This window comes from Streptomyces sp. NPDC001480, from assembly GCF_042894725.1.
GTDB lineage: Bacteria > Actinomycetota > Actinomycetes > Streptomycetales > Streptomycetaceae > Streptomyces.
In genome coordinates this window covers 249770-267647 of record NZ_JBIAVX010000011.1, presented here as the reverse complement: position 1 = coordinate 267647, position 17878 = coordinate 249770, and the positions used below count along the sequence as shown (strand labels likewise).

At 63.2% G+C, this 17878-nt stretch carries 10 protein-coding genes; 5 read left to right on the top strand and 5 right to left on the bottom strand.

Going from position 1 to position 17878, the window contains the following annotated elements:
- Nucleotides 1-16: 16 nt before the first annotated feature.
- The 3 genes from ACFY01_RS27820 to ACFY01_RS27810 all read right to left on the bottom strand — a co-directional run bounded on the left by ACFY01_RS27820 (nt 17) and on the right by ACFY01_RS27810 (nt 4133).
- The gene (locus ACFY01_RS27820; RefSeq protein ID WP_390738464.1) at nt 17-2338 is read right to left on the bottom strand and encodes a S8 family peptidase; all 2322 of its coding nucleotides are present in this window, start codon (nt 2336-2338) and stop codon (nt 17-19) included.
- Between the two features lie 33 nt (nt 2339-2371).
- The gene (locus ACFY01_RS27815; protein ID WP_390738575.1) at nt 2372-3205 is read right to left on the bottom strand and encodes an AAA family ATPase; all 834 of its coding nucleotides are present in this window, start codon (nt 3203-3205) and stop codon (nt 2372-2374) included.
- Between the two features lie 460 nt (nt 3206-3665).
- On the bottom strand, nt 3666-4133 hold the full coding sequence (locus tag ACFY01_RS27810) for a CU044_2847 family protein (RefSeq protein ID WP_390738463.1): 468 nt from the start codon (nt 4131-4133) through the stop codon (nt 3666-3668).
- A 426-nt stretch (nt 4134-4559) separates the two neighbouring features.
- Between ACFY01_RS27810 and ACFY01_RS27805 the strand changes: the two genes are divergently transcribed.
- A complete protein-coding gene (locus ACFY01_RS27805) occupies nt 4560-5003 on the top strand; it encodes a hypothetical protein (protein WP_390738462.1) in 444 nt (147 codons plus the stop codon).
- A 320-nt stretch (nt 5004-5323) separates the two neighbouring features.
- On the opposite strand, the gene ACFY01_RS27800 is transcribed toward ACFY01_RS27805, so the two are convergent.
- Complete coding sequence (locus ACFY01_RS27800) at nt 5324-6499, bottom strand: PIN domain-containing protein (protein WP_390738461.1); 1176 nt, start codon at nt 6497-6499, stop codon at nt 5324-5326.
- Nucleotides 6500-6979: 480 nt separating this feature from the next.
- Complete coding sequence (locus ACFY01_RS27795) at nt 6980-8029, bottom strand: HNH endonuclease (protein ID WP_390738460.1); 1050 nt, start codon at nt 8027-8029, stop codon at nt 6980-6982.
- A gap of 278 nt (nt 8030-8307) precedes the next feature.
- Between ACFY01_RS27795 and ACFY01_RS27790 the strand changes: the two genes are divergently transcribed.
- The 4 genes from ACFY01_RS27790 (at nt 8308) to ACFY01_RS27775 (ending at nt 17750) form a co-directional block, all read left to right on the top strand.
- Nucleotides 8308-9114, top strand: coding sequence for a helix-turn-helix domain-containing protein (locus ACFY01_RS27790; RefSeq protein WP_390738459.1), 807 nt, complete (start codon nt 8308-8310; stop codon nt 9112-9114).
- Between the two features lie 62 nt (nt 9115-9176).
- Nucleotides 9177-10982 (top strand): hypothetical protein, encoded by a 1806-nt coding sequence (locus ACFY01_RS27785; RefSeq protein ID WP_390738458.1) that lies wholly within the window; start codon nt 9177-9179, stop codon nt 10980-10982.
- Nucleotides 10979-12583: a hypothetical protein gene (locus ACFY01_RS27780; RefSeq protein WP_390738457.1), complete on the top strand. Its 1605-nt coding sequence runs from the start codon at nt 10979-10981 to the stop codon at nt 12581-12583. Before ACFY01_RS27785 ends, ACFY01_RS27780 begins: the two co-directional genes overlap by 4 nt.
- Complete coding sequence (locus tag ACFY01_RS27775) at nt 12564-17750, top strand: FtsK/SpoIIIE domain-containing protein (protein WP_390738456.1); 5187 nt, start codon at nt 12564-12566, stop codon at nt 17748-17750. The genes ACFY01_RS27780 and ACFY01_RS27775 overlap by 20 nt, the downstream gene beginning before the upstream one ends.
- The last annotated feature ends 128 nt before the right edge of the window (nt 17751-17878 follow it).

Genomic DNA, 17878 nt, shown 5'->3' with positions numbered 1-17878 from the left:
GCCCGCGATGCCCCGCTCAGGTCTGGGCTCGCACCTGAGCCGAAATGGGCACAGGAAGTACCGAGAGAACAGGGAACTCCGCCTGAGCCAGCTGGTAGACCGGTACGCCAGAAAGGGACGTTACGGTAACAAGTAGCGTGAAGTCCACCGGTGCCGCGCCGCGAGTGAGGACGCCACCGGCTCGCGTCAAATACTCAATATCCAGCCTGGGAAGCCAGAGGCTATTCGCCCGGAGACGATCCTGCCCCTGCATGACCGTCTCCCACTTCCCCCCGCGACGTCTCCTGGCCTCGGATTCTTTTGGCCCCTTCCCCTGAGACCGAGATATTGGATTTTTGCTGCGGACCCAGCCCTCCTCCTCCAGTTCCGCCACCCGCTCTGATTCGTCACGAATATTGACCTTCACGACATGCGACGAGTCTTCCGGGTCACGAAAGGAGTAAATTGCCGCATGCGGCCTTAGCGTGAACTCAAGGCCGGATTCCGTATATTCAACCGCCTCAGTCGGATCCGTGGGCGATGCATAGGCGAGCGTCCACCTCACCTTCACCAGCCCTCGATCAAGACCTTCCGGCACTGGAAGTTGGAATCCCAGAACCTGATCACGCTCAACAGAAGCCTGGTACATGACAGTGACTTCATCACTGTCACACCAAAGGGCGGAAGCATGGTCACTGATAAGCCGTCCATGCCCAGTGCTTATGTCCGGGTCAGCATGCGATTCTGCAAAATGGACCGCAAATGCCTTCAGTGCCGAAGCACTTGCTCGGTCCCCAAGCTCACCAGACAACACGGCCAGCTCGTGGGAAACAAGGGGCGCTGCGTAACTTGTCCCGCAGTCGTACGAGATCCTGCCGTCGGCCCTTAGTCTAGCGAATGGCAGCTGGTCATCGCCCCCGAACGCCACGACCGTCGGCTGTATTAGGGCACCAGGCCGCCCGGGACCAACGCAGCTATAGGGTGCGCGTGTCCACAATGCCTCGGGGTAGGGGCGATCACACGCTCCGACGCTGAGCCCGTTAACCATATCCGCCGGAACCATTATCCGGCTGTCGTTGGTTTCACCGTTGTTTCCAACTGCGGTAACGAAAAGAATGTCCCTTTCGTAGGCCAGGCTATCAAGAACAGCCGTCCAGCGGTGCGGCTCTCCATCGTCTACGGAGACTTCCGGTCCAAGGCTGAGATTGACAATCATTGCATCCTTTTCCGTTACTGTTTTCTGGATTTGATCCAGAAGCCAGTAAAGTTCCGTGCCATCCTCGGCTGGCCCCGGAATGCACCTGTAATGGGTGGCCTTGACCGGTGGCTTCGACAACTTCTCCCCCGGTTGCACATTCCCGTAAAGGACGGCTCCCGTAACAGCGCTCCCGTGCTCAATACAGCCGTATTCGGGATGTTCATTTGTCAGATGCACTTGTTGAGCAGAGCCTGCGAAGTAGTCGCCGCCATCAATTCCGGCATCAAAGATAAGAACCTCGGGCGCAATCGCGTCAGCTGCTGGAGGTGCCGGCCGCGCTACCCGCGGCGCCGACCGGAGCGGCGACGTAGGAACGGGACGAATCCGCGGCATACGCCGAATCGACCGCAGGGGATTGAAGGCAGCAGCCTGCTCTGCCTGCTCCTCAGGCAGCAACACAGGGACGAACGTCAACCCGCCAACTACATCGCGACGCGTAGCCGCTACTTCCCCACCCAGGCTCGCAATGTACTCTTCGAATTTATGGAAGAGTCGATTATTCATCGGCTGACGGCCCGATCCAGGGTTATCTGGATCAGGGTGTAGGACTGCCTCATAGACCACACGATCACGGCCAGAAGCACCAGTATCTACCCGAGGATCCCGTAAAACTTCTTCCCGACGTGGCAAGTTGATTTGTGAGAACTGACGCAGTTCTTCTGCGGCTGCCTTTTCGGCGCGGTTTAGTTCGCCCCCTTCAAGCATGTTAGCCAAGCGGCTTAGGCTCGCATCATTGCCAGCGACGATCAGCGATTTGGTGGGCACATCCGGTGTGGTGCCACTCCGAAGTGTTAAGTTCCCCGTGGCCGGACGAGATCCGAGCGGAGTGAGATCCAGCAGCTTGACTAGGCGATCTGGGAAGTAACTGTTGGCAAGAAAATTGGGCAACAGAGTAGCCTCGAAGACTACATGATCGGCACGCAGTGATGAATCAATCTGTACTGCAGAGTCACGGAGTGATCGTGCTTGGGGGCCAAGGATCTCCCTGGTCTCCTCCATAGAGTACGGGTAGAACTTGTTTCCTCCTCCTAAAGCTCGATCAATCATTTCGGACATCTGCTCGCCTCCAACGAGGATTCGTCCACCCGTCTTTTGGTTCATTTATTCCCCCCCAGGAAATTAGCTACGGTTCCGTCATTTTTCTTGTGAAGCCAGAACTCGACTCACTGTCGGATGGCTTACACCGAGGATGCCTGCGATCTTTCGTTGCGAGTAGCCAAGTGATTGATAGGCAAGACAGATTATTTGAGATCGAGTTTCTGAGTCCGACTTCGAATGTTCGCGAAGCGTAACCATGGCGTACTCAGCAATACGCTCCGAAAATTTTTCCAAATTGCCATCTTGAATTATTACTTCTCTCGCGAGGCCACTCACAAGCTTAACGATATCGGAATGCGATTTCCCTTCAGTTGCGAGCGCCAGCAAAGAGATGCAGTCTGCGCCGATACTCGCACCTGCGATAACGGGAACCTGAGATAGAAGGTTTTTCCGCTGCTCGCATTCGGGCATAGGCATTTCGATTTTTACATCGAAGCGCCTTGCGATAGCCGGATCAACTAGGTCTAGGTGATTGGTAGCGGCGACCAAGAAGCTTCCAGCGGGCCAGCGGTCGAGTTCCAACAGCAAAACGTTGACCAACCGCTTTAGTTCGCCGACGTCAGTATTATCGTCTCGCCGTTTCGCTAGAGCGTCGAACTCGTCTACAAAAAGGACGCACTCCGTTTGTGACGCATAATCGAGTACCGCCCTCAAATTGCGCCCGGTCCGCCCCAAGTAACTCGACATTACGGATGCCAGATCCACGATGAGGAGCGGCTGCTTCATTTGCTCAGCGATGTACGCAGCGGTCATGGACTTACCTACCCCTGGGGGACCGCTCAAGAGAACGCTGCGAGACGGCTGCAGGCCAACTTCAAGGAGACGCTCACGTAGAGGGCGCTCAGCGACAACCCTGTCAACTTGGGCCATGCAAGCCTCATCAAGCACGGGACCTGAACTTGCAGGCGGCTCACCCAAGCGAAGCAACGTTTGGTTGGTTTCCGGGTCTCTAGGCAAGTCGACGGTGGCCGGCGGCCTCCAGTCAGTGCTAGGTGCCGCGCCACCTCGAAGAGGAGAGCGTCCAGGCAGAGCCGTGAGCAAGGCTCTCAGCTCTGCCCGGAGAGCAACTGCATGACCTGACACTGTGGGAGGCTTGCGCATCCACCGTCGGCATAGTTCCTTCGCGGCTTCCTCGTCCGCCTTCAGCGCAGCCGACATCAGCTCAAGCAGCGCGTGTTCTGTGTCGCTCAGGCCCGACCAGCTGCCATCCTCCGGCTTACTCATGCCGCGTAGGTTACCAACTAGTTTTCCCCCCTGACCAGGTCGCATACGTCAACTGGTACATGACGTTCACTCTCGGCGCGTACATGTACCACAGAGACAGCGCTGGTCAGCGAGTCCAGCGTGCTCTGACCTCGAAGGTCGAGTCAGCCTTGACTTTGCCCACCAGGGGAACGCCTCCCTCACCGCTGAGGGATACCCCGAACTTGACCTCCAACTCGTTCGGCGCAGCTTCGGCAAAGCGTTCACGAATCGCGGCTGACACGTCTTCGCAGGTTTGGACGATGGCATCTCCCACCTGACGCAGGCTGGTCAAGGCCTGCTCTGGCGCTCCGCGCCCCCTCAGAATCTTTGACTGGTCGACGCTCTCAACAGCGAGGGGAATGACCTCAACGAGGAACTCCGAATCGCTACCATCGATCTTGACCGCTTTGTACACATCCGCCCCCATGTGGCTGATCAATTGCAGCCCGATGATCTCGCACGAAGGGTCTCCCGCGGAGGGGTTGGTACGAATCATCGCGCAGGTTTGGCTGGTTACCGCACTTTGACCTAAAAGCGTTGCTGCCACCAGCACTTATGTCCTAGCGTCGGCTCCCAGGAGCACCAGAACAGCGAGCCATATGCCCCGGTCAGATAGGGAGGTTCAGCGTTCCGGCACCCGGGCCCTCTGCGGGATGCCGCCGGCACGGCTGATCCCCATGAGTTGGGCCACGCCGGTCGCTCTCAAAGCTGAGGCTGACATCCACCGCTGACATCAACGACGCCAAACAGACGCGTACCCCCTGGGCATCTGACCGGCTGTCGTACCAGTCAGCGGAAGCGTCCGGAGCAGGCTCGAATCGAACTCCTAAAGCGAGTGTCGACCGCTTGGCTATGCCGGAACACTGCGCTGGTCCGGTCGTCGGCGCACGGCATCAGCTATTCGGCACAGCAAGGCGCTCCGGCTGCCGGTCGCGCCTGATCTGCGGCATGATGTCCACCTGCGACCCAAGGGGGGACCGTGGCAACGGAGAGAGAGCGCGCTGCCCTCATCGGCTACCTGATCTTCGCAATACCTGTCGCGGCCATAGGCTTCTGGATCGCCAACACAGGTCCCACAACTGCGCCGCCTGACTACACGACCCCCAGCGAACCGGCGCTCGTGGGGACGCCGTCACCTGCGGAGAGCATCCCAGAAACGCTGGAACCTGCTGAGCAAGACTGCGGGGACGGCACTCGCGGCACCTTCGCCGAATGCTGGGCGCGCGGGATAGAGGAAGCCCTCCAAGACCTCAAAGCGTCACGGTCTGCTGCTGCCAGACGCTGGACCACCTCGACCGCTTTGCCCACCCCCATAGCCAGCTTCAGCTACCAGCCGCCGACCGTGACAGTCTGTTCGGACGGCTCCATATCTCACTCCACCGGCCGCGGAACCTGCTCCTGGCACGGCGGCATTTCGCACTGACACGAAGACCATAGTCGGCCGGGCGCCACTACTCGATGCATGCCGCCGTTCAAGCCGAGCACGGCAGCCCCAGCCGACCGAATGTCTGGCACCTTAACGGGAGTCACAGTCCGGTGAGCCGTCCACGCTGGGCCGTCCCTGGGCCGTCCGAGGCCGCTCAACAGTGGCCAACGACGACCGGCGACGACCGCTAAGCGTGCGAGCCCACCGTCCCTGACCAGCAAAAACCCAGCTCACCAAGATCCCCGGCAAGACACAGGGCAAGAAATCAGGTCATCCCTCAGCCATGGAGACTCCGCCGACCGTGCTGTTGTCCCCGCCTATTGAGCTCGTCGCGCCCGCGCCCATGCTCCCTCATAGGCGCGCGGACCCCGCAGGGGGTGCAGATTCACTGGAGTCTGCGAAGCCGCAACGCTGCCTCGCATCACCTCTGCTGCATCTTCCCCAGCTCCGCTCAGCTTGATGCGAGGCAGATTGAACGACAGGAAGATGTCGCGGCTGAGAGGCTGCGGTGTGTCCGCTCGCAGGATGGTCAGTCGGGGCTCACTCCCGTTGAGCGCCAGCAGTACGGACGCGGTCAAGCTGCAGCCGGCCCACGTCGTCACCCCGTCCAAGAGGATCACTCCGGTGAGTTGCCATGTAACGACAGCGGCGCACCACTCCTGTTGGCCGAAGCGGTAAGAGTGCATCGACTGGATCTCAGAGACCGATACACGGCCCCCGCTTAGCCAGCCGTGAGCAGCGACGATCAGCGGCTCAGAGCCTGGGACACCGCTGATTGTGCACTCGAACGAGCCGTCCATCGGAAGCCAGCCGTACCGGGTCGCAGCATCCACCAACTGAGACCCTGTCGAAGGCTGTTCCAGGAGGGCCCGCACCGCTGCTTCGTCGGTCGTCGTCTCGGTGGCGAACTCAGCCACGACATCGGCCATAGAGGGCAGGAGCCGGAACCGGTCAGTCATGCCAGCGACGTCCTTGTCCATCGGGGCGGGATACGACGTGCCGTCACCGAAGTCCTTGTTGTTGCCGCTGACGAAGTAGACACGCTCCTCCGGATGTGCTTGCGCGTACTCCACAGCAGTAAGCCAAATCGCCGCATCTCGGCTGCCGATCTTTAGCCCCTTCACCACCCTGCAGGGCCGAAGCTGGTTCGCTTCACGGAACGCTGCCTCTTGGAAGGCCTGCGGGCTGGTCGGGATCACTTCCACGACTGTGCCCCACTGCCGCCGCCAGTGCTTGCGCACCTCTTCGGGTTCGCATGGGCCGAGCGGCACGTCGAGACCCCAAGGCGTTACCTCGCGCAGTGCCTTGACTGCTTCTGCGGCCCGCGTGTGCTGCTCCTGGTACTTGAGCGCTTGTTGGGCCGCGAGTTCTTCCATGACCATCCACGGCACCGCAACACGTTCGCCGCTCACAGCCCGGATAGCACGCAGCAGATCGGTGCTGCCGCCCTCGGGAGTGAGGCTCCACAAAATATTCGTGTCAAGGATGATCAACTCGCTGCTCCTGTCGCCCATCGAGGTGATCTCCCAGGGTTTCAGGCAGGGCCCGCGGGCGCACACGAATTGGCCGGAACAACCGGTATCGGGCCGGGGCCGACACACTGGTTCGCGTGAAGATGTCTTGTCGTCGGCCCCAGCCGTGGCGGACTGTCGTCGGCTGAGGTTCGTGCCACAACCGTGCCAGATGCAGGGGTCAGCCACGGTCAACCCCGATGCTCTGCGGTGGAGTAGCCGCCCGCTTCCCCGGCCGGCGAAGCCGCAGATCAGGTCCGAGTTCACCCAGCCTCTCTCCTAATGCGGTGACACCAACAAGCGCTGCCCTGGGCCGACCTCGGGCCGTGGAAGGGCGCTCAATGGTGAGCAACGTCGACAGGTGCCGACAGCTCGGCAGCAGGTCAGAGCGCCTGTCGCTGAGGCGGCCGCAGGTCACGTCCGTCAGCGATCAGTTGTGGCTGTAGAGAAGGGTCGCAGCGGTCACACGTCCGCGGACTCCATCGGTGTCCGGGGGCCTGGCAAACCGGGTTCTCCTTCGTTAGCTTGCTCCAGCACTAGGAGGCGAAGTTCCGCCGGGGTGGGCCACGGCGCGCTGCGGTGGATCATGCGGTGGCAGTTCGAGCAGATCAGTGCCAGGTCCGCCAGCCTTGTGGTGCCCTCTCCAGCCACGTGGAGCGGCACTACGTGGTGACACTCGATGTAACCTTCACCGCGCTTGCCGTACACCTTGGCGAAGTCGAATCCGCAGGCCTCGCAAGACAGGGTGCCACCCCTCTTGAGTACCGATTCGATCTTCTTCCTGCGGAGACCCTTATTGCGTTCGCGCGTGCGATGGCGCCGGTAGAGAGCGCGTCCCTCGGGTGCGCTGACGTCGTCATCGAAGCCCCCATCACCAGACTGCGCTACAGGTTGCAGATCACCGGACCGCAGTCCCTCACGAAGTAGTTCAGCGGCACGCGCCATCTCGGCCGGTCGGTCCAAGAAGTCACGGAGTACCTCGCGGTCCAGCTGTCCGCCGTTGGTCGGATCACCCTCGTAGTCGGGGTGGAAGCTGGCGATGTTGACGGTCTTGAGCGCCGCGCCGTTGCGGTTGCGGTACTCGGCCGCCCGCTGCTCCGGGGGGTAAGCAGCCAGGAGCTGAAGGAGGTCGGACAGTTCCGCGATCTGTGGGTCCGAGGACGGGAGCGCTCGCCACCCGTTCTTGGCGACGACATCGCACGCGAGGATCAGCTCGTCCCTGGTCCACTTGGGGCTACGAGATACTCCCACCTGAAAGCCTTCACGCTTGAGCCAGTCAACTGCGTGGCCGACACCGCCGCTCAGCTCGTCCCAGGCCAAGGGCCTTCCCTGAGAGTGCTTGTGGGCCACCCCTGCCACGGCCTTTGAGTCGTACTCCTTGCCATCGTGCAGGATCAGGAACTTTTGGGCCGGCCTGAATCCGTAGAGGTCAAGGAACGCCTCCGCCCCCAGTTCGTCGTACTCCTGCAGAGTCTTCAGGATGTCGTCACGCGAGATGGCCCCTTTTTCCATGGGCGGAGCTTAAAGGGCAGGTGTGACAACAGACATCGCAGTCACCGCCTCCATGCCAACCGAGCGCAGTGCAGGGACTGTGCGAACGTCAGCCTCGCGTCAGATCCGGGCACACACGCGGGTGCGCCCTCCGCACTCCCAGAAGGCATCTACGGCTCCTACGTCATCCAAGCGGAGCTCGCGACGAGCAACCGATGACACCAGCGGGAGTGTTGTTGCATTTGCGCAACATGCAACCCCCTTGAGACTCTCGGAGCGCGAGTGACATTGTTCATTGTGTGACCGGATCAAGGGACGGCCTGCTCGGGGCAGCGTTGCGAGAAGCACGCAAACGTGGGCGCATCACTCAACGTGACGCGGTCAAGGGGTGTGGGATCTCGTATTCGACGCTCTCCCGGATCGAGAACGGTGTGCTACCAGTACCGTCACTCCAAGTTGCATTGGCTGTCGCCCGCAACGTTGGGCTGGGCGAGGGCGATGTTCTGCGTCTGGCTGGACCGCTAGCGTCGGCCGGCTCAGCCGAGCTCGCTGATCCCAGTATCCGCCGTGTCCTGCAAGACGGCCGGCTGAACCCAGATGCGTTGTCGGCCCTCCGCCTGACACACCTGAGGCTGCTCTCCTCAGAATTCTCAGCAGATTTGGGAAGCGCGCGGCCCGTAGACGTGCGGCTCGCTGCCAAGAAGGCAGACCTCACCCTCGTTCCGAACAACGGTACGGAGGCCCGCTTCGCCCGCCAAGGCCAGTGCTACGAGTTCCCCCGGGGCAATGACAGTGCCCCAATGGGACAGCGGCTCTGGGGTGCGCACGGCATCGCCCATCGGCTGATCGCCGCCGAGAGCGGGACCATACCGGAGTGCCATGTGAGAGAAGTCGGATCGGTGGCTGAGAGGGAGGCGACCTATGTGGCGTCCCGCATCCTCGTGCCGCAGGCCCTGCTGGCCGCTGACTTGCGGCAAAGGCCACTGCCGCAGGATCCCACCGACTTCACAGCCTCCTTGGAGCGGGTCGCCTCCCGGTTCCGGGTCCCCACCCAGTGGGCCTCAGCACGTGTGGCCGAAGACAAGATCGGAGAACTTCACTGGTGACAGGTAATCAGGCACGTCCGTGGGGAGACGACTCCCCCAGCCCGCTGGCGGCTATCCGCCAGATGCGCGCCGATGCCCAAGGCGCCGTGGTAGCTCTCGGCAGCCAGACTGATTCGCAGGCAGCAGCTTACGTCCCCAGCGCAGTCGACGACGCGATCACTGAACTGGCCTCTCAAACCGTTCCGCCGCACGCCATCTTCATCACTGGTAGCGCAGGGGGAGGCAAAAGCGGAGCGGCGGAGTTCCAACGGCAGGCTCACGCCGAAAACTTCAGCGTGATAGTGGAGGACGCCACGCATGCCGATAGCCCCGGCGAGGACCAGGCCGACAGCCTTGCGCGCAGACTCGCCGACCTTGCCGACGATGCAGACCAACGCCCCAGCGCGCCGATCCTTGTCGCAGCAAACATCGGGATGCTCATCCAGCTGGCCCCGCTGTGGAAAGAACGCGGGTTCCAGTTCACCGCTCTCGTCCATGCGCTGTTCACGCGCCTGGGCCTGCCAGTGGAAGACACGGCCGGACAACCGCTGCTCCCCTTGCAGGTCGAGGTGCTGAACCTGGACCACCGCCCTACCGCAGGAGAGGGGACCCTGCTGCCGGAGATGCTCAAGCGGCTGGCACCGGGCGACGGCACGGCTCTGTTCGATGCCAGGAGATGCGGCACCTGTCCGGCCATCTCACACTGTCCCGCCCACACGAATGCGGTCCTGCTGTCGACGGTAGCCGTCAACGCGTTCGACACGGTGGCACGTCGCGCGGCCGTCGAACGCGGGCGGAGCGACACCCCTCGGGCGCTATGGGATCTGGTAAGCAGGACCGTCCTGCGACCGGAGCTGTACGACAGTTTCGTCGACCCCTGCGAGGCAAGTCTGCAGGCTCACCAGAAGGACGATGCCACTTTCGTGCTTAGAGGCCTGCTCCCGGTGACCACGTTCACTGGTGGAGGCGAGGTAGGGCCCCGTATCGCCGCACAGTCGCCGGCACTGGCTCCGACACGCGAGGCATACGAGGCTTTCGCAGACTCCGGTTTGCTCCCGATCCAGGATGCGCGGCCGGTAGAGCGCCTGGTGGAGGCCGTAGAGGGAGCTGGGATCGACGCACCGGCCCTGCGGACCGCAGCCGAGGCGCTCAAGGCGGGGTTCACCAGTCCGGACGCAACCCAGGAACGCGCCTGGCGTGACCTGGTGGCGGCCACAGTCATCGGATCGCGCTACTTCCTGGACGAGCTTCCGGATCCTCAGTTCGATGAGGAGGAGCGGTTTCTCCGTGCGCTCAGTGCCTACGAGCGCTGGCAGGCAGCAAAGCGTGACAATCATGGGGATAGAGCGCTGGAAGAGGACGTCGAACAGCACGTCAGCGCCATGGTTGACGAGCTCGCCGACGGCTTCGCTGCCCTGTTCGGCGCTCAGGCCTCAGGGGGCACCTACCTGCCCGTCCACATCTACGACGCCCGGGAGCCAACGCGGGTTTTCGTGCAGTTCAGACTCACTCTGGCCGAAGCGGTGCCTGTCCTCGACAAGCCATCGTCGACAAACCCGACCGGAACGCGCCACGTCGGCTACAGACCGATGGCTGTATCCCTTCGCATTGAACAAGGGCGAGACGGCCGACCGGACGCCCAGCTGGCTGTCGACCTCCCCACCTACCGGATCCTCAGCGCTGCCACCCGGGGAGTGGCCAGCAGTGGGGACGCCGAACGTGTCTACGCCCTGCGGAGGGCGGCAGCAACGCTCGCACGGCTCGCAGAAGACCGAGAGTACGTGCCCATGCTTGTGGACGACCCGGCATCCGGATGCCGCTTCGTCATCGAGCCCCGGACGGGCTTCAGCGGAAAGCTAACTCTTAACGCCAGGATGGTGAACGAATGACCGGCCCTGCCGCGAGCCTGCAGTACACGCTGAACGCAGTCGCGGCCTCACGGAACGCAACGATCAGCCTGCTGGCTGACGGCCGGACGCTGCGGGCAACGTACGCTGGTCGGCAGTCCGAGCTCGCGCTTCCGATCGACGGAACCGACCTCGACCGCCTTGCCCACATGCCCAGCGCTCTTCCCTCCCGTGCGCGCGGTGACGTAAGGGAGAAGACCCTCTACAACATCCTGCAGGACATGTCCGACAACTCGGGCAACCGCGTAAACGACGAGATTCTCCGCGAGAAGCTCGCCGACCTCCTGCAGGTCGACCAGGGCCACCGGCAGGTCTTGGCCGCCGTCACCGAGAGGCAGTACTGGATCCACCCCACCTCAGCCTCGAATAGCCCGCGCAGCTTCCTCGCGCCGTTCCACAGCGAGCTCCCCACCGCCTTCGACTATGCGGGCCGCTACAAATCGTTTCGCGGCAATCTGCTGCTTTTTCTGTGCTGGGACGGCAACGGCTTCGACACCGCGCTGGCCGACGAGATCGCCAAGTTCCTGGGAAGCGAAGACGGCCTCAGCCCACTGGACCGGGTCTTCCTGAACGCCGCCCGCACGGCGGCTAGCTCACAGGAGCTCGCACCTGTGTCCTCGAGGCGACTCCTCGAACGGTACGGTGAAGCGCTGCGGAACGACCTCGCGCCCGGCGCATTCGATCAAGAGAGCCTGGACCGCATCCGCCGGGACCTGCTGGCAGTAGTCAAGCTCCAACTGCCCCGCCATGACAAGGCACACGCGCTGATCGCAGTGTTCAGCCTCCACATCGCCCTCTACTACTACCGGCTCGCATTCCGCCTGGGGACGGGGCTGGACTGCGCGGCAGCGGTCCTCGACGGCAAGGAGCTGCCTGAGCGCCCTAGATTTGAAGGGCGAATCCTTTTCCGCGTCGGTAGCGCAGGTGACCGGCCGGTTCGGGCCTCCGACGCCTGCGCCCAAGCCTGGCGGCACCTCGATGAGCATCACCTATTGGCCCTACCAGCCAACATGGTCTCCGCAAATCTGGTTCACCAGGTAGCGCAGGTCAGCGGATCAGACTGTGGCCCCGTACCCGACCCGTACGCCTGCGCACAGGCTCTGGCCGGCGATCCGGTTGGCCGGGTCTTGGCCGACCTGCTGTGTGCTGCCGCAGCCGTGATGCTCCGTAGAGACAGCACGGAAGTTGTCCCATCGGATCCGGGCATCGGGGTGTACGCCCTTCGAGAGGCCGTCCTGGCCTCATTCCGGAGCCGGGGCAATGCCTTGAAGCAGCGGGGCCGCGACATCGTGAACACGTTCGTCGGCGGCTTCAGCGGCGAGTTGAAACGCAACCGCGGCCGAGTGCGTTTCTTCGAGCTGGACGAGCAGGTCATCTTCCTCCTCGTCAAGCTGCTGCTCGATAACTCCGGCCGGAACCAGCTGGCTTTCCGCCAGGAATTCCTACCGGCTCTCCGCGAGTACGGCCTTGCGCCTCAGGACGCGGCGGAGGAAGAACTTCTCTCCCAGGCCCTGGGCCGTCTGGGGCTGCTCGAACGCTACAGCGATGCCGGGGAGGCACTGTATGTCCGCCACATCCTCTGACTCAGAGCGTCGGCACTACACCACACTTGTGGTAGCCGCCCTCAAGCAGGCGGCAGCACAGCCCCAGCGTGCAGGCCGCCGCCTGATGCTGCGCGGTCTGCACGGCTTGGCCCCCGCTGACCTCCTGCCCGTACTCCTGGCCTCCGAGACCGTTACCGTGACGGTCTACCCTGAAGGCCTCAGCGGGCAGCCCCGCGATATCACCGCGACCAGGCTGGCCAACGGCACTCTGCTCATCCCGTACCTGGTCAACTCAGACGCCTCGACGCCGACGGGACCCAACACCGGAGGCGAAGGCTTCGCCGCCGCTTTGCGCACCCATTTCCTCGCTGGAGCAACCGAGCCCCGCGTCCTGCTCATCCTCGACCACCAACCCCCTGAGACAGTCCTGTCCACGACTGAGGACGCCGCCCTGCTCCCCGAACTGGAGTGGACCCAGCTTGCCCGGCAGGCCGCGGTGCAGGGGACACCGTCCCTGTCTGCATTCGTTGCAGCCGTCGTCGAGGACTACCTCGACCGGTGCGTCACGAGCGCCCAGATCAACTGGCAGGATGCTGAGCGGCTCCGGGGTTGGGTGACGGACAACAAGGACAAGCCCGAAACACACGCAGGCCTGGCACTCCCACTGCTCGGTTTCTACATCGCCGACAGCAAACCCACCCCGCGGCGCCTGGCCAAATGCGCTGACTGGCGGCGCGACCTTGACGACTGGATCGCATCCCCTTCCGAGGACCTGGCGCGCCGGCTCCTCCTGAAGCGAATCCCGGCCGAAGGAGCCGCCAAGGTCCTGCAGTCACGCAGCCTCCGCGGCATGGACTACACGGGATTCACGCTGGACGACCTCGCCCGCAGCGCCACTGGCGCCGCACTGGACCTGGACGCTGTCCACCCAGTCACAGGGCCGCGGCTTGTCCTGAAGGGCCAACAGGGTCTGGCCATCTGGATGCCTGCCAGCGGTGGGACACTGCAGTTCAACCTCATCCGGCTCCTCGGGCGAGGAGAGAGCGTGCGCGTGCGGTGGCAGCACGACAGCTACGCCACCCTTAAGACTCAGGGCCGCGGCGCGCTCCTCAACGTGGCGCCGCCAAGCGCTGCCCAATGGCGCTTCGGCGCCGTTGAACTGAACTCGCCCGATGGCCCGGTTCAAAGCTTCCGTCTGGCACTGTTCTTCAGTGACGCAGACATCGCAGGGTTTGAGCGCGGGCTCGACATCGACCCTGACGTCGGGGGGTTCATCTGCGCGGACCAGCCGCAGCTCGGCGTCTGGCGCGCTGACGGCAAGGAACTCGGCACGGCCAAGATCATCACCCCTCCTACGGACAACAGCGACAACGATGGTCCGCAACTGGTCACAGGCCTACTGCAAGGATCACCCGTCGGGCCCGTCCCGGTGGTGCCTCGCAGCGCCGCAGAACCTGACGAGGAGGAAGACGCCTCTGGCCCCGGTTCCGACTTCCTCGACGCCAAGGGAAGCGGCGCCGACAACTACGAGGCTGACCACGAGGACCTGCACGACGACGAAGATACCGGGCCAGAACCGGACCCTCTGCTGAATCGGCTTGCCCTCGGCAGGGGCGAATCCCTGCCCACCAACGGACAGCAGCTCACGCTCGCCCACGCCATGCTCGCTTTCCGCCAATCCGACTGGCCGGCGAACGCCAACATCCCCGAGACAACCGGATCCGGACAACAGAAGAAGATCACCGCCAGATACGGTGCACAGCGTGTCGAGGTGCAGCCCAGGATCGGCAAGACCAGCCTCCTCGGACCCGAGAGTCTGATCCTTCAGCACCCTGAGGGGGCTGCCTTCCGCGTCAGCAGCACGGGTGCCGAAGTCCTCCAGCAGCTGCCGCAGCCCGAAGCCTCGTGGGCAGAGGAGCTCAAGGCATTCGCCGATGCCAGACGTCGGTTCTTCGAAATTGCCGCCGCCGTCGGCAGCGTCTTCGCTCTGGACCCGCGATCCCCTGAGGCATCTGCCTACACCAGCACCTACCGCGCCCTGCTCGAAGCGTTGCCCCGCAGCGGGGCCTCCCGCACTGAGTACGAGCGGCTCCTGCTCATCGACACCACTGAAGTCATCGGGACCCCGGACTTGTTCGTGGCGCCCACCAATCCGCTGAGCATTGCCTTCTACGCGGGCCTCACCACGCGCTTCGCCGAACTCGTTGGTGCAGGTGCGGAAGACTTGGACAAGGCCGACCTCAGCGCGTTTTCGCCGCAGCACCTGCTGCCCCTGATCATGGCGGACGGCAGCTGGCACGAAGCCGTGCCCTGCCCCAATGCCTTCTTGTGGAGACGCTACCGACCGCTGGACGGGAGCACGCCGGGAGCGCTTGAACGCAACAGCTCGTTCATTGCCGGCCGCATCGCCTTCTTCCTGGATGTTCACCCGGGCATGAGCAATCCCGACGCCACTGTTGCCGTCACCTTCGCCAACCCTGGCATCGAACCAGTCCTGGACGCGATGCGCGAGTTCTACCGCAAGGACCTGACACGCCAGGCGTATACGCGCCCCAAGCTCCGCGTGACCCTTGACGGGGACGCAGACGGGATCCGGCACGGCGTCTCATCGCTGGTCGCCTCGGCCGCCTCCGATCCTCTGGACCGACTGGTATGCACTCGCTCGGTCATCCGCCACCGCCCCGCTGACGAGCAGGACTTCTCCCACCTGTCCTTCCTATTCCGGAGCCCCGGCGAACGCAAGGTACGGCCGGTCGGCCTGCAACGGAGAGCGGGTACCACCTTCGCCCGTGCGCTCGCATGTGCACCCGGACGAGTTCTGATTCCCGACGCCGATCCGGTTTTCGCCACCGGAGTCTTCGCTCCTCAGCCGGACCAAGGCTCATCCGATCTGGAAGCCATCCAGTATCGATGCCTGGAGCTGGTCGGCGGCCAGGGTGGGGAAAATCTCGCCGCTGACCAGACCCGCATGGTCACTGTCCGAACCTCCGACAAGGCCCTGTCGGAGTGGTACGGCAAGTCGGCGTGGGTAATACACCTGGACCGGTTGGTTGGCCTCGAAGCATTCACTCTCGCAAGTGCACGGCGCCGCACCGTCCTGGAATACGAGGAACGGGCAGATCCCGACTCATCCGGCTACGACGGCATCACGGGCACGGAGTACGTCGGCCCGTACGTCGCAGCACTCAACCGAGCCCTCGACGGAATTGCTGCGCCTGATCCACAGCAGGCCCAGTCGCTGATGGCACTGCTGGAAAGCGTCTCTGGCAGGTGGGCCCTGCAGATCGTCCAGCGCCCCCAGAACAAGGTACTCGAGCGCGCCGGAACAGCGTGTGCCATCCGCTACGCCGAGGGAGTGGAGGGCGCACTCGACCCTGCACCCGGGCTGCGGGCCATCGTCTCACTTGAAGAACTCGTCCCCTCTTTTCCACAGGCCGGAGTCCCACGCAGGCTGGCTGCGACCCGCAAAAAGCACGGCGCGATGTGTGACGACCTGCTCCTGGTCAGCGTGCTTCCCCGTGATAACAGGCCGCCGCTGGTACAGATGAGCGTCGCTGAGATCAAGTTCTGGAGCGAAGCGCCCAACTACAGTGACGCCGCCGGGCAGGTCGAAGAGAGCATCAAGTGGCTGGCCGACCGGTTCCAAACCCCCGGCCCGCTGAAGGACCTCCGGGGCCGGGAACTTGCCGAGCTCATCCGCTCCGCTACTGCCCGCAATACCGCCTTCGGACTCACCGAAGCAACACGGGAAGACGCTGAAGACCTTCTACAGCAAGTAGCACAAGGCAACTATGAACTGGCCTTCGGCCACTGGCGCAGCGGCTCCTATCGACGGGGCATGGTGGTGTCCGTCGAACGGAACGTCCCCGGCACCGTTGAACTGCACCAGCTCAACGGCCCGGAAGGACCGGTCGACGTAGTCAGCATGCGCGGTACGGCTGTGCGAAGCGCACTGCGTGGAGACCCGGTTGCGGCCCCTGCGAGCTGGCACCGACTCACACCGGTTCCCCCACAGGACACTGGCACGCCAGCCGGCTTCGATCCGAAACCGGTAGCGCCCTCCGGCCTGGATCTACTGCCGAACGGGCATGACAGCCAGGCCAAGCCTGGGAAGAAAGCAGATCCAACCGTGACCGAGGAGGACAGGGAAGAAGTAATGTCCGTGGCTCAGCGTTTGGACAGCGCATTCGCTAAATACGGGCTGGCTGTCGAACCGTTCGATCCGGAACTCGCCCACCAAGGCCCGAGCGTGATTCGCTTCCGTACCCGCACCCTGGGCAAACTGTCCATCAGCGACATCGAACGGCGTGCCAGGGACATCAGCCGCGAGGTCGCCACCACAGGTGAGATCGCCGTCGGCCATGAACCGGGCTACGTAACGATCGACGTCCCACGACAGCACCGCCAGCCAGTACTTCTGGGGGAGGTGCTTCACGAACTCGACAAGCCCGCAAAGCCCGGAGCTCTGTCCTTCATCGCCGGCATCGCCCCGAGCGGAACCGCGCACATTGCCGATCTGTCCCGGCTTCCCCACCTGCTCGTCGCCGGCGCCACTGGCTCGGGCAAATCAGTATTCCTCAGAGGATTGCTGGTTGAGCTACTCCGGTCACGTACCCCGGAACAGCTCGAGCTGATCATCATCGACCCCAAGAGGCTCGACTTCGCACCGTTCGCCAAGGCCCCGCATTTGCGCAACTCCCAGATCATCAGCGATGCCGACATCGCTCTGGAAACACTGCGGAACGTCTTGGAAAGCGAACTCGAGCGCCGGCAGCCCATCCTTGAGGAAGCGGGCGTCAGCTCAGCATCTGAGTTCTACGAATCCGGAGGAACGCTAGAAGAGCTGCCCCAGCTAGTGATCCTCGTCGACGAGTTCGCGGATCTCATCCTGTCCGGCAGCGACCGCAAGGCTTTCAGCGAGCTCATCCAGCGCTATGCCCAGCTCACGCGTGCATACGGGATCTTCCTTGTGCTCGCCACCCAGCGGCCCAGCGTCGACGTCATTACCGGAAGCATCAAGGCGAACCTCAGCGCGCGGATGGCCTTCTCTCTGCCCAGCCATCGCGACTCAATGACCGTCCTGGATCAGGGCGGAGCAGAAAATCTCCTCGGAGATGGCGACCTGCTCTTCTATCGCAACGGAAAGGTGGAGCGACTTCAGGCTCCGTTCGCAAAGCCAGCAGATGTGAGGGCAGTCCTGGACTAAACCGTCGTTGCCTATGCGCGTTCCGGCCCCTGGGTCGGCACGCGCCAGACCACCTGGTGATCAGACAGCCGATGGTCACTGGCTCGACCTCGCCCTGCGGGATCAAGGCCCGCCCCAACAATGCACAT

What these genes read in the sequence shown, in the direction of transcription:
- ACFY01_RS27820 (WP_390738464.1), bottom strand. Translation starts at nt 2,338, where the DNA reads ATGAACCAAAAGACGGGTGGACGAATCCTCGTTGGAGGCGAGCAGATG.
- ACFY01_RS27815 (WP_390738575.1), bottom strand. Translation starts at nt 3,205, where the DNA reads ATGGCCCAAGTTGACAGGGTTGTCGCTGAGCGCCCTCTACGTGAGCGT.
- ACFY01_RS27795 (WP_390738460.1), bottom strand. Translation starts at nt 8,029, where the DNA reads ATGGAAAAAGGGGCCATCTCGCGTGACGACATCCTGAAGACTCTGCAG.
- ACFY01_RS27785 (WP_390738458.1), top strand. Translation starts at nt 9,177, where the DNA reads ATGCGCGCCGATGCCCAAGGCGCCGTGGTAGCTCTCGGCAGCCAGACT.
- ACFY01_RS27780 (WP_390738457.1), top strand. Translation starts at nt 10,979, where the DNA reads ATGACCGGCCCTGCCGCGAGCCTGCAGTACACGCTGAACGCAGTCGCG.
- ACFY01_RS27775 (WP_390738456.1), top strand. Translation starts at nt 12,564, where the DNA reads ATGTCCGCCACATCCTCTGACTCAGAGCGTCGGCACTACACCACACTT.